Annotated in this window: 8 protein-coding genes and 2 pseudogenes; 6 read left to right on the top strand and 4 right to left on the bottom strand. The window is 58.9% G+C overall.

Going from position 1 to position 12,402, the window contains the following annotated elements; genetic code table 11:
• Positions 1-17: 17 nt before the first annotated feature.
• Together AB4N76_RS27560 and sohB are read right to left on the bottom strand one after the other, a co-directional pair.
• Positions 18-3,769: pseudogene (locus AB4N76_RS27560) on the bottom strand (leucine-rich repeat domain-containing protein).
• Between the two features lie 188 nt (positions 3,770-3,957).
• Positions 3,958-4,981, bottom strand: a pseudogene (sohB, locus tag AB4N76_RS27555) (protease SohB).
• A 203-nt stretch (positions 4,982-5,184) separates the two neighbouring features.
• Between sohB and AB4N76_RS27550 the strand changes: the two are divergent.
• The 6 genes from AB4N76_RS27550 (at position 5,185) to AB4N76_RS27525 (ending at position 11,674) form a co-directional block, all read left to right on the top strand.
• The gene (locus tag AB4N76_RS27550) at positions 5,185-5,895 is read left to right on the top strand and encodes a histidine phosphatase family protein (protein WP_077430256.1); all 711 of its coding nucleotides are present in this window, start codon (positions 5,185-5,187) and stop codon (positions 5,893-5,895) included.
• Between the two features lie 64 nt (positions 5,896-5,959).
• The gene (locus tag AB4N76_RS27545) at positions 5,960-6,274 is read left to right on the top strand and encodes an SCP2 sterol-binding domain-containing protein (protein WP_007976511.1); all 315 of its coding nucleotides are present in this window, start codon (positions 5,960-5,962) and stop codon (positions 6,272-6,274) included.
• Between the two features lie 294 nt (positions 6,275-6,568).
• Complete coding sequence (locus AB4N76_RS27540) at positions 6,569-8,416, top strand: amidohydrolase (protein WP_460164647.1); 1,848 nt, start codon at positions 6,569-6,571, stop codon at positions 8,414-8,416.
• Between the two features lie 64 nt (positions 8,417-8,480).
• Positions 8,481-9,344 (top strand): LysR family transcriptional regulator, encoded by an 864-nt coding sequence (locus AB4N76_RS27535; protein WP_046027466.1) that lies wholly within the window; start codon positions 8,481-8,483, stop codon positions 9,342-9,344.
• Between the two features lie 99 nt (positions 9,345-9,443).
• Positions 9,444-10,589 carry a sterol desaturase/SRPBCC family protein gene (locus AB4N76_RS27530; RefSeq protein ID WP_077430257.1) on the top strand — a complete coding sequence of 382 codons (1,146 nt, stop codon included), beginning with the start codon at positions 9,444-9,446 and terminating at the stop codon, positions 10,587-10,589.
• A complete protein-coding gene (locus AB4N76_RS27525) occupies positions 10,586-11,674 on the top strand; it encodes an SMP-30/gluconolactonase/LRE family protein (RefSeq protein WP_046027468.1) in 1,089 nt (362 codons plus the stop codon). Before AB4N76_RS27530 ends, AB4N76_RS27525 begins: the two co-directional genes overlap by 4 nt.
• Positions 11,675-11,791: 117 nt before the next feature.
• Here the strand turns inward: AB4N76_RS27525 and AB4N76_RS27520 are convergent, their stop codons facing one another.
• Together AB4N76_RS27520 and AB4N76_RS27515 are read right to left on the bottom strand one after the other, a co-directional pair.
• Positions 11,792-11,974, bottom strand: a complete 183-nt coding sequence (locus AB4N76_RS27520) for a hypothetical protein (RefSeq protein WP_046027469.1) — start codon at positions 11,972-11,974, stop codon at positions 11,792-11,794.
• Between the two features lie 109 nt (positions 11,975-12,083).
• Positions 12,084-12,326 (bottom strand): DUF465 domain-containing protein, encoded by a 243-nt coding sequence (locus AB4N76_RS27515; RefSeq protein WP_046027470.1) that lies wholly within the window; start codon positions 12,324-12,326, stop codon positions 12,084-12,086.
• Positions 12,327-12,402: the final 76 nt, after the last annotated feature.

The raw sequence follows: 12,402 nt of genomic DNA, 5'->3' as shown, positions 1-12,402 counted from the left end.
CTCCTTCCTGTAATGAGTCAAAGACTGGCCCGCTCCTCCAGCGCGTTGAAAGCTGCCATCGGATGATCGAACCGCCCGCTGCTGCGACTTAGTCGACTCCACATTTCGTCCGAAGTACCCGCCTCCTCCAACAATCGCCAGACCCTTGTCTGTAGCGACAAGTAACTGATTTGAAAGTCGGCCGTCAGACTCAATCTGTCCATGACGGCTAAAAACCGAGTGCCAGAAGGCTTGCCCGCCAGTTGCTGCCAAAGCGCAAGCCGGGACTGTTGCAACGCTGCGTCACAGTCTCGTAGCCATACTGTCGGCGATCCATAGTCGGCACCGGGCGCGCCCAGCCATAAATTGATTCCTGTTGCCTCTCGATGACTGATCAGCCGGCGAAGCGTGTCTTCGTCGGTCAGCGGATTCCCCCATAGCAGCACGCGATCGTCTGCAACCGCCTGGTTTATGACCGCGGGAGGAACTCGGGTGATCTGGTTATCACGTAAATCCAGGGACGTCAGATAAGGCTCATCCTTGATACCGATCGGGCATCGGCTGATGTAGGTATTTCTCAGGTTGAGCTGACGTAGATCGTTCAAGCCCAACACCAAAGGGGGCACACCCAGCGGGTTGTCGCTCAAGTCCAGCGATTGCAGGCGAGTCAGGTTACGCAGCCGGGACGCGGCGCTTTCACTGAAAACCAACTGTGTAGCACTCAGGTTCAGCGAGCGAAGGTGTTTCAATTGTTCGATGGCGGGCGGCAGCGAGTGACCTGTATCTCCCGCCACGAAGTAGTGACGCAAGTCCACGTTTTCCAGATTCAATATCTCAAGGTTTGGAAAGCCCTCGAGAAACCCGTTCAAGCTGTCTTCCTCGGTCAGATGGAAGCCCTTCATCAACAACTCGGTCACGTCGTCGAACCGCACATTCAACGCAGGCAATCGGTGATAATTTTCAAAGTTCATATCCAGCGTGGTATTTGGGGAGCCACCACGCTTTTGCCATACGGCGACCAGTTCTCCAGAGAGTTCCGTCCTCAGGGTTCGCTCGTCCTCCATTTCGTCCATCAGCAGCTGGACGTTGTAGGTCGAGATTTGTGCAGGGCTAAAGCCCTGCGCCGCCTCATCGCCAGCAACCAGAAAAGGAAGGTCCATGTCATCGACATCCTGGGGAACCTGATCTATCCAACCGCTCAAATCCGTGTTGAGTTGCTGTAATTGCTGGTTTAACCCATCGATGTAGGCTTGCGCAGCATTACCCGCTCGTTGCAGGGCTTCATCGGCCTGCGCAACAGTGAAGTCGGGATAAATATCCATGAGTTGCAACCTCATCATCTCGTGGGTCAGGGCGGTGCCTTGGGAGGTCGACGGATAACCTCCACCCCTCAGCCCCCGAGCCTCGAACGACAGCCCGCTGTCCATGCGTTGCAACCCGAGCAGGGTTTGCGACCGAGGCAGCGCCACTGCACCGATCTTGAGTCGTAGCTCATTGGCGGGGTCATCGGATATCAGGTGCAGGGACGAGCGTTCGTCGTCTGACAGGGCTCCGAGGATCGCCTCGTAGAGGTCAGATTGCCTGCCTTGCTGTTGATAGCGATCTCCATCCCTGATGATGCTTCGACAGTGAGCGTCATCGAGCGAACCACTGCGATCCAGCACCTGGCCGGCAGGCGAACGGTCAAGAATGTCTATTCGAAGATCTCTGGGCCATCCCGGCAGATGCTGGAGCGAATGCAGTGCCAGCGTGTCTGTCTCGGGATTGTGGAACGAGCGAAGGTAAAAGCCTTCGTAGGCACGATTGAGCCGGACATGTTGTTGATACTGCCGGGTCTTGCTGTCCAGACGCTTGATCACCTGCCTGACCTCGACAGCATCTGGCGCCTTGCGGACATCTACGCCGTAGCGGTCGAGCATTTGCTCAATGGCGCTTTTTGGCAGCCCTGGATACTCCCGCTGAAACAGCCGGACCCACTCATGCTCCGATTGCTGCAGCGAGGCATAACGACTGCTGAATAACCCGGTTTTCCCGGCCCCAACCAATTCCTGATCGAGTTTGAAGCGACTGATCGTGTCGGCCAGCAATGGCGTCGGGGGCCGACCGGTGTGTATCAAGCGCAGCAGGTCGTCATCGACCGCACTGACCTTGCCGATCTGCGTCAGGACTTCATCGCTGAATGACGCCACCGAGGGGCCGATGCCGCGGATCAGTTCCAGCCGCGACAGACCGGAAGGCGCTGCCACACTTTCCTGCGTCGAGGTGACGACGATGTGTTCACCTCGTGAAAGCGTCTCGGACGCTGCGCCTTCAACTCGGACATCCCGCCCCGCGCCTGCCAGTGGCAGCGCATTGAGCAAGCCAAATACCGTGCGGGTGATGCCCTCTTCGCGCTGGCTCGACGTGTCACCGTTCACGGCTTGATCCAGCCCATAACCGGCGTCTATGAGCCCGGCCAGCGCCAACAACCCCTCTCCCCCCGGCACAAACAGGGCCAAAGGCCCGAACCGGTTTATCCATTGCACCACCGGTTCGACAACCGCGCTCAAATTGTCGCGGTTGACTTGCGCGTCGTCCCGGATGGTTTTGACGCTTTCCCGGGCGGCCTGCTTCATGGTCAAAACCAGCTGTGCAAACGGATCGGTCGCGGGTGGCTGATCGTCGAAACCGATGTACTCGGCGGGATCCCAATAACCATCATTGTTGAAGAACCCGGCATTGCTGGTCAGCCAGTGCTTTCGGGGGTAAATCCCCATGCCGTCCAGCGCCGTCAGTACGCCGGCGTGGAACGTGCCGTCCTGTCGGTCATCGTCGGCAAAATGGGCAGCCAGTGCCTGCTTCGTGGCACCGGCATGGCTCTGTTTCACCACCCATTGGTGCAACTGCGAAACGTCGGCGAAGTCATGCAAGGGTGAAGAGTTGCCCGGGATGTACATCAACACCCGGGGGCTGGCGGCGACACGAAAGGTCCAGATGTCGATTGCGGTGTAGCGATAGAGTGTTAATCGGCTGGCCGTGACCCGAGGTGGAATTCGGGTCGGCGCTCGAAGCGCTTCGATTGTCAGCGTTTCCCACGCCTGATCCACCGGCAAACCTGCGGCCTGAAAAGCGAGCGCCAGGCCTTTTTCACTCAGGCGTTGTTCATGCCGCTGCAGCCAGGCGCTCATGAGAAATGCGGCTTTGACCGATGTCCTCAACGCATAGGGTTTCGGCGCAAAGAGCGTCTCGTCGGACGGCCAGGCCTTATCGAGATAGGCCTTGTACAAACCCGGCAAATCCAGCTCCCAAACCCACTGTTTGAAGTCGGCGGGTTTAAGCGGATTTGCGTTGCCGGCCCATAGGTTTGCGCCTTTGTTTGGCGATAAATGCCTTCATAAGTCTGGTGATTGCCGCTGCCGTGGTCAGCGAACTCATCGACATTCTGCACGATCCGGACAGACGGCCCGATGTCCGGTGGTGTGTATAGGCCGAACGCGGTTTCCGCGAAACGTCCGTCACCCACGGTCTGATAATTGGACAGCAGCGCCTGTAACAGCGCCTGCGAATGTGCCACTTGCCCCTGTTGAATGCCGTCCTGGGCAGGATGCCCCTTGTAGTTGTAATCGAGCGTAACCAGCAAGGCTGTCTGCGGATCAATGTCCGCTCCCCACTTTTCCTTGATCAAGTGTGCGCCAAATTGATCAGGGGTTTGCGGCAGTGCGATGTTCACGGCGGCGGCGAGTTCGCCACGCATTCGTAACATTGGCGACGGGCTCGGGCCAGCATCGTTTTGGTCAGGGTGGTCGGTCATGTGCAATCCGTTGCAATCATTTGGAACACCACCCTACCCAGCCTTCAATCAATCGGATGCAGGAGCAAGTCGACAGCCGGCTTAGGAGATTTCGTCACCTCAGGAAGGAATTTGCACGGATCTGAAGCCAAAAAAAACCGGGACTTGAGCCCCGGTTTTATTTGTTTAAAACGATGATGGGATGTCGATTACCAAAAGCGTTGCTGAGTCAAACGGCTCCACCAGGTCAGCAAAACACGATCGACCGAACCGCTGGCGGCCATGCCGATGCGCTCTTGCAAACTTTTGCGCTCGGAATAGTGCAGATGAAAGAGCTCCGCATTTTTTGCCCGCTCGGCAAGGTATTCATCGCTGGTTTTGAGTTCGTCGACCAGTTGTTTGTCGAGGGCCGCGACACCGAGCCAGATTTCACCGGTGGCCACTTCATCAATGGCCAGTTGCGGGCGATAGCGCGCGACGAAGTTCTTGAACAACTGATGGGTAATGTCCAGGTCTTCCTGGAATTTTTTCGCGGCCCTTCTCGGTGTTTTCGCCAAACACAGTCAGGGTGCGTTTGTATTCACCGGCGGTCAGCACTTCGAAGTCGATGTCGTGCTTTTTGAGCAGGCGATTGACGTTGGGCAGTTGGGCCACCACGCCAATGGAGCCGAGAATCGCGAATGGCGCACTAATGATCTTCTCGCCGATGCAGGCCATCATGTAGCCGCCGCTGGCCGCGACTTTGTCGATGCAGATGGTCAATGGCACGCCAGCATTGCGGATGCGCGCCAGTTGCGAGGACGCCAGACCGTAGCTGTGAACCATGCCGCCACCGCTTTCCAGGCGCAGCACCACTTCATCCTTGGGCGTGGCAAGGGTCAGCAGCGCGGTAATTTCGTGGCGCAGATTCTCGGTGGCCGACGCTTTGATATCACCGTCGAAATCCAGCACGAACACGCGCTGTTTGGTCTCGGGGGTTTTCTTTTGCTTTTTCTCGGATTTGGACTGGGACTTGCGAAGGGCCTTGAGCTGGTCCTTGTCGAGCAAGGTTTGCTCCAGGCGTTCGCGCAACCCTTTATAGAAATCATTGAGCTTGCTGACTTGCAAATGACCGGCCGACTTGCGCCGCCCCTTGCTGCGCAACGCCGCAAAACTGGCCAGGACCACCAGAATGGCGATCACCAGTGTCACGGTCTTGGCCAGAAAACTGGCGTACTCAGACAAAAACTCCACAGTGACTCCTTCATTACTAAGCGCGGCTTGAACACGCGCGGGATACCTCCAGCATACCCATGCGCCAGCCCGGCGACCAGCCGTGCAACCTCTGGTAACAGGCCCGTAACGGCCATTTCAAACAAGCGTATGTTTTTTCATTGACAGCTCCGCGCCATCCTCATAACCTCGCCAAACCTTCAACGTACCGGGACGACGCGGACGTGGGCAGTATCTATTTGATTCGACATGGCCAGGCCTCCTTTGGTGCAGACGACTATGACGTCCTGTCGCCGACCGGTATTCGCCAGGCGGAAATCCTCGGCCAACACCTGGCCGAGCTGGGTATCAGCTTCGATCGCTGCCTCTCGGGCGACCTGCGCCGTCAGCAGCACACTGCCAATAGCGCGCTGGAACAGTACGCCGCATTGGGCCTGCCGGTGCCGACCCTGGAAATCGATTCCGCCTTCAACGAGTTCGACGCCGACGCGGTCATTCGCGCGCTGCTGCCGGCCATGTTGGAAGACGAACCCGAGGCTCTGGACGTCCTGCGCAATGCCGCGCAAAACCGCGCCGAATTCCAGCGCATCTTTGCCCTGATCATCGAACGCTGGCTCACCGGCACCTATGACACACCGGGCCTGGAAAGCTGGCTGGGCTTCGTTGAACGCGTACAGGCTGGCTTGCAGCGAATCCTGGAAAGCGCCGACAGCACCCAGAAAATCGCCGTGTTTACCTCCGGTGGCACCATCACCGCCCTGCTCCACCTCATTACACAAATGCCGGCCAGACAGGCATTTGAGCTGAACTGGCAAATCGTCAACACCTCGCTCAACCACTTGAAGTTCCGTGGTCGCGAGGTGGCTTTGGCTTCCTTCAACAGTCATGCGCACCTGCAGTTGTTGAAGGCCCCGGAACTCATCACGTTTCGCTGAGTCCGGATTATTGTGACCCTGGCTGTAATCACCCAGCTCTAATTACCCAAGAAAGGATCGAACCATGACCTCCGTAGCTGATGCCGTACAAGCAATGAAAGCCAAGTTCAACCCAGCCGCTGCTGCCGGTCTGGACCTGGTTTTCGGTTTCCGCATCGACGACACCAAGAACTTCTCGTTGATCGTCAAAAACAGCACCTGCGAGCTGCAAGAAGGCGAAAACCCTGACGCCCAGGTCACTCTGGTCATGGACGGCGAAACCCTGGAAGGCATCGTTGACGGTTCGACCGACGGCATGCAAGCGTTCATGGGCGGCAAATTGCGCGCTGAAGGCGACATGATGCTGGCGATGAAACTGTCCGAGCTGTTCCCGAGCTAAGACTGCGCTCCCGACCTTCGGGAGCCCGTCTCGCTACCAACGAATCCCGTCCCTTGTGGCGGGATTCGTCGTTTTCCGCCCCGAGAAAACGGCTACCTGCACATTCACCGTCTATATTCCTTGTGGCCGCATGCGTCAGGCAGCGGCTGATTGCCCCTCGACCCAATTGCGCGGAGCACGGCCATGACCCCGCCTGACGGCTCTGACGGTTTTAACCGCCGACGTGTACTGCAAGGCCTTTCGGCAGGCGCTGTCGGTGCCTGGATCAGCCCGTTATTCGCAGGGAGTAAAACCATGCCCGACGCCCCGGCCGACCTCATTCTGTACAACGGACGCCTGCACACCGTCGATCGCAAAAAACCCCAGGCCAGCGCCGTCGCAATCAAGGACGGGCGCTTCGTGGTGGTCGGCAGCGATGCACAGGCCATGGCCCTGCAAGGCCCCGGTACGCACATCGTCGACCTGCATGGTCGCACGGTGATTCCCGGTCTCAATGACTCGCACCTGCACTTGATCCGTGGCGGCCTCAATTACAACCTCGAACTGCGCTGGGAAGGCGTGCCGTCACTGGTCGATGCCTTGCGCATGCTCAAGGACCAGGCCGATCGCACCCCCACGCCGCAATGGGTACGGGTGGTCGGGGGCTGGAATGAATTTCAGTTCGCCGAGAAACGCCTGCCGACGATTGATGAACTGAACAAAGCGGCGCCGGACACACCCGTGTTCGTCCTGCACCTCTACGATCGCGCCCTGCTCAACCGCGCCGCGCTGAAAGTGGTCGGTTACACCCGCGACACTCCGAACCCGCCTGGCGGTGAAATTGTTCGTGATGCCAACGGTGATCCCACTGGCATGCTGATCGCCCGGCCCAACGCGATGATTCTCTACTCCACCCTGGCCAAGGGGCCCAAGCTGCCGCTGGAGTATCAGGTCAACTCGACCCGCCAGTTCATGCGCGAACTCAATCGCCTCGGCGTCACCAGCGCCATCGACGCCGGCGGCGGTTATCAAAATTATCCGGACGACTATCACGTCATTCAGCAACTGGCCAAAGACCAGCAGCTCACGGTGCGCATCGCTTACAACCTGTTCACCCAGAAACCCAAGGAAGAACTGACCGACTTCAAAAACTGGACCAGCACTTCGCACTACGGCCAGGGTGACGATTTCCTGCGGCACAATGGTGCCGGGGAGATGCTGGTGTTTTCGGCGGCGGACTTTGAAGACTTCCTCGAACCGCGCCCGGATCTACCGCAAACCATGGAGCAGGAACTGGAACCGGTGGTCCGGCATCTGGTGGAACAGCGTTGGCCGTTCCGCCTGCACGCGACGTACAACGAATCCATCAGCCGCATGCTCGACGTATTCGAGAAGGTCAATCGTGATATTCCTTTCAATGGTTTGCCATGGTTTTTCGATCATGCGGAAACCATCACCCCGCAGAACATCGAACGGGTAAAAGCCTTGGGCGGCGGCATTGCGATCCAGGACCGCATGGCCTTCCAGGGTGAATACTTCGTCGACCGTTACGGCGCCAAGGCCGCTGAACATACGCCACCGATTGCACGCATGCTGGCTGAAGGCATCCCGGTCGGCGCGGGTACCGACGCCACGCGCGTATCGAGCTACAACCCGTGGACCTCACTGTATTGGCTGGTCAGCGGCCGCACCGTCGGCGGATTGGAGCTGTATCCCCAAGGCTTGAGCCGCGATACGGCACTTGAGCTCTTTACCCACGGCAGCGCCTGGTTTTCCTCGGAACAAGGCAAGAAGGGGCAAATCAAAGTCGGGCAATTGGCCGACCTGATTGCGTTGTCGGCGGACTACTTCCACATCGAAGATGAAGCGATCAAATGGATCGAGTCGGTGCTGACCATTGTCGACGGCAAGATTGTGTATGGCGTCCAGGAGTTCGAAAAGCTCGGGCCACCGCCGATCCCGGTGGTGCCTGAATGGTCACCCGTCACCAAGGTGCCGGGGCACTGGAAACCCGTGGCACCGCTGGCGGCGCAAGTGCATCAATGTGTTGGCGCTTGTGCAGTGCATGCCCATAGCCATGAACGTGCCCGACTGTCGAGTGCGCCGGTCAGCGACTTTCAGGGATTCTGGGGAGCGTTTGGCTGTTCGTGTTTTGCGTTTTAAGCGCAGACTCGCCACCGGTGAGGTGTAAACCTACAATGGCCGCACCTTCCCCGTCGGCCGCCCCATGGACATTGATCTCGCCCGCACCTTTCTGGAAATCGTCCGCCACGGCAGCCTCGCCGCGGCGGCCGAGAAGCTTCATGTCACCCAGACCGCGATCACCGCACGCGTGCAGAAACTTGAAAGCCAGCTCGGTAGCACGCTGTTTGTGCGCAACCGCGCCGGCGCGCGCCTGACGCCCAATGGCGAGGCCTTTGTGGTGTACGCCAATCAACTGGTCGAAACCTGGGAAGCGGCGCGCCGGGACTTGCCCTTGCCTGAAGGCTACCGCGATGTGCTGCACATCGGTGGCGAGGTCAGTCTGTGCAACCCATTGATGCTCAGTTGGGCCGGCGAGCTGCGCGAGAAGATTCCCAGCCACGCCCTGCGCATGGAAATCCGCGACGGCGAAAACCTTCTACGTCAGCTGGAACTGGGCGTGCTCGATGCGGCGCTGGTCTATCAGCCAGAGTACTGGCCGCGCCTGCAAGTCGAGCAGGTACTGGAAGAAAAACTGGTGCTGGTGCGCTTGGCGGGCAAGCCCGATCCCTACGTGTACATCGACTGGGGCCCGGATTTCCGTCGCCAGCACGATGCGGCCCTGCCGGAAAAAGCCAAAGCCGCCCTGAGCTTCAACCTCGGCCCACTCGGTTTGCAGTACATCCTGGAAAACGGTGGCAGCGGCTACTTCCGCACGCGCGTGGTCCAGAGCTATCTGGAAAGCGGTGTACTGGAAATCGTGCCCAAGTCCCCGGAGTTCAGCTACCCGACCTACCTGGTGTATTCGCGCGATCGTGACTCGGCAACCCTGCAACAGGCATTCGATTTGCTGCGCGAAGTGATCCAGTCCGATGAAGACTGGTCGCAGCGCTGGAATCCGCTGACCTGAACACACCGGATCATGGCGTTTGTGTCCTGTAGGTTGCTCCAGCCTCTGCGGGCAGATCAGCTAATCTGCTGGTTATAACAATAACCAGAGGTGACCGCAGTGAGGCAGACCACCCAGGCATTCCGAAGCCGCTATCGCGCCGACATTCATCCGCTGTACAACCCCTGGCTGCACGGCGTCTTTGTGCTGGTGTTCGGATTGCTGGCCATCGGCGGATTCTGGAGCACCGTGCATCAGGTCAAGCCACTGGAATGGCTGGCGGTGCCGATTACGCTGTTGTTTTTCAACCTCGGTGTGTATGGGGTGCACCGACATCTGGGCCATCACAAAAAGCGCTTTGCGCGGATGTTCTACGCCCGCCATGCCGGCGACCACCACAGCTTTTTCGCCCCCGGCCACATGACCTATGACAGTGCCCGGGACTGGCGGGTGATCCTGTTTCCAGCCTGGCTGATCGTGGTGCACACCGTCGTCATCACCCTGCCCCTTTGGTGGCTGCTGGCGCAGTTCGACAGCAACGTCGCCGGTCTGGTCGGCGGTTGTCTGGTCCTGGGTTACCTGACCTATGAAGTGTTTCACGCCTGCGAGCACTTGCCGCCCGGCAACCCGATCACGCGTCTGCCGTGGATTCGCCAGATGCGCCGCCTGCATGAACTGCATCACCGCCGCGAGCTGATGCAGGAGCGCAATTTCAACATCGTGTTTCCGCTGATGGATTACCTGTTCGGCACCCTCTACTGGGAACCGGATCAGCCCTCCCTGCCCTTTTCGAGAACGCCCATGACCCGCATGCAGCACCAGATCGCTATCGCTGGAAATCCGATGGACGTGCTCGCCTATGCCAGCACCGTTACCCGTTGGCCGGAGTGGCATCCGTCTTCCCTCAAGGTTGACGGTCCGGCCGGCCCGCTGCACGCTGGATCGCGGTTTGAGGAAGACATCCGGGCTGGGGGTCGCGACGGGCATTTGAGTTGGGAGGTCAACGAATACCTGCCGGGACGCCGCTGGAGTGCCTGGGCGCAGGGCGATCACGGCTTGTCGCTGACGGTGACTTACGAATGCGCAGCGGACGGTGACGACACGCAATTTATCCGCACGCTGGATTATCAATTCGCCGGCCTCGGAATGCGCATTGCCAATCACTTGCTGCTCAAACGGCGCATCGAACGTGAATCCGCCGAATCGATGCTGGCCTTGCGAGAGATGGCGCAAAAACAGCTGACCGCCGCCGGAGCCCACGCGTGAGCAGAATCAAGTTTCGACATGGACTGTTGCTGTTACTCATTGCCCTTGGCGCCTTCCTGTTGCTGTGGCCAACCAAGGTAAAACCGGTCGCTTGGAACCCGCCACCGGCCCCTTCCCTTACCAGCGGCGTCTACGCCGACAATCAGCGCCTCAAAGGCGTGGAGCGTGTCGGTCCGGCCGACATTGCGGGGCCGGAAGCCCTGTTGCTCGAGGGCGATACGCTGATCACCGGCTTGCATGACGGTAAGTTGATTCGTACGAGCATCGACGGCAAAGACACCAATGTGCTGGCCGATACCGGTGGCAGACCCTTGGGCCTGGCGCGCCACCCCAATGGTTTGCTGGTGATCGCGGACGCCGTTAAAGGGCTGCTGTCCCTGGACGCTCAAGGCCGGTTGATTCCGCTGTCCACTACGGCGGGCGGCGTGCCTTTTGGTTTTACCGATGACGTGACCATCGACAAGTCCGGGCATTACGCCTATTTCAGCGACGCTTCCAGCCGCTGGGGCTACGGCAAGGATGGCGAGGCGATCATCGAGCACGGAGGCGATGGCCGTTTGCTGCGGTATGACTTCCAGACCGGGAAAACCGACGTGCTGCTGGACAAGCTCGAATTTGCCAACGGTGTGACACTGGGGCCGGACGACGCTTTTGTACTGGTCAACGAAACTGGCGCCTACCGTATCAGCCGCTTTTGGCTGACCGGGCCGAAAGCCGGCACGCATGACCTGTTTATCGACAACCTGCCAGGGCTGCCGGACAACCTCGCGTTCAACGGCCAGAACCGCTTCTGGGTAGCGCTCTATGCACCGCGCAATGCGCTGCTCGACCGCACGGCGCCTCACCCTCACGTGCGCAAAATGATTGTCCGGGCGATGACGCTGCTGCCTAAACCGGTGGAAAAGCGCGCCTTCGCCCTAGGGCTGGATCTGGACGGCAAGGTGATTGCCAACCTGCAGGACGCCAGCAGCGGTAACTATTCACCGATCACGACGGTGCGTGAGTATGGGGACTGGCTGTACTTCGGCTCGCTGAAGGCCACAAACATGGTGCGACTGCCGCTCACCACTGCCCTCCAGAAATAACAAAAATCAATATGTGGGAGCCGGGCTTGGCCGCGATGGCGGCCAGCCTGATACATCAATGTCGCCAGTGCCGTCGCCATCGCGGGCAAGCCCGGCTCACACAGGGTTTTGTGTGGGTTATTCGGAATCTGGGGCGTCAGCGGTTTCGTCGTGCTTGCGCGCAGTGTCGTCATCCTCTTCATTCGGATGGGTCGTGATGCGGTTCGGGCTCAACGGCTGGGGATGCGTCGGAATCGGGTCATAGCCGCCCTGCTCTTCGCTGGGGTATTTGGCTTTGCCGGGGATAGGGGGACGGGTCATAAGGCACCTCTCAGGGAGTCGATAACGATGACTACTGACTTTCGAGGTGCCGGTTTTTACGTCGTTCCAAATTTTGCGTCACCGGTCGTCGGTGGCTCGATTCGGCGCCTCAGGACTTCGCCTGCAATTGTGCGACGATCTTGTCCTTGACCTGCACGCGCTTCTCCTTGAGCTTCTTCAGCACATCATCGCTGGGCGCATCGGATGTCGCGGTCTCGGCCTTCACCACATCGGCGTCCGCCTGGGAATATTTGTTGATCAGCGAATCCAGTAACGGATCCTTGGTGCGTTTTTGCTGGATCTCTTCCTTTGAAAGCTTTAAGTCCTGATACAGGTCATGGGACACCGGCATGGAACACCTCCGTTTGATGATCGGTAGCAAACGCGATCAATTGCGCTTACCAACTATCAGAATGGCCTCGGATACC

This window comes from Pseudomonas sp. S2_F03, assembly GCF_054668335.1.
This window is presented reverse-complemented; position numbering and strand designations above follow the sequence as displayed.

Bases quoted from the DNA above. Each gene is read 5' to 3' on its own strand.
- AB4N76_RS27545 (WP_007976511.1), top strand. From the start codon at position 5,960: ATGACCTCCGTAGCTGATGCCGTACAAGCAATGAAAGCCAAGTTCAAC.
- AB4N76_RS27540 (WP_460164647.1), top strand. From the start codon at position 6,569: ATGCCCGACGCCCCGGCCGACCTCATTCTGTACAACGGACGCCTGCAC.
- AB4N76_RS27535 (WP_046027466.1), top strand. From the start codon at position 8,481: ATGGACATTGATCTCGCCCGCACCTTTCTGGAAATCGTCCGCCACGGC.
- AB4N76_RS27520 (WP_046027469.1), bottom strand. From the start codon at position 11,974: ATGACCCGTCCCCCTATCCCCGGCAAAGCCAAATACCCCAGCGAAGAG.
- AB4N76_RS27515 (WP_046027470.1), bottom strand. From the start codon at position 12,326: ATGCCGGTGTCCCATGACCTGTATCAGGACTTAAAGCTTTCAAAGGAA.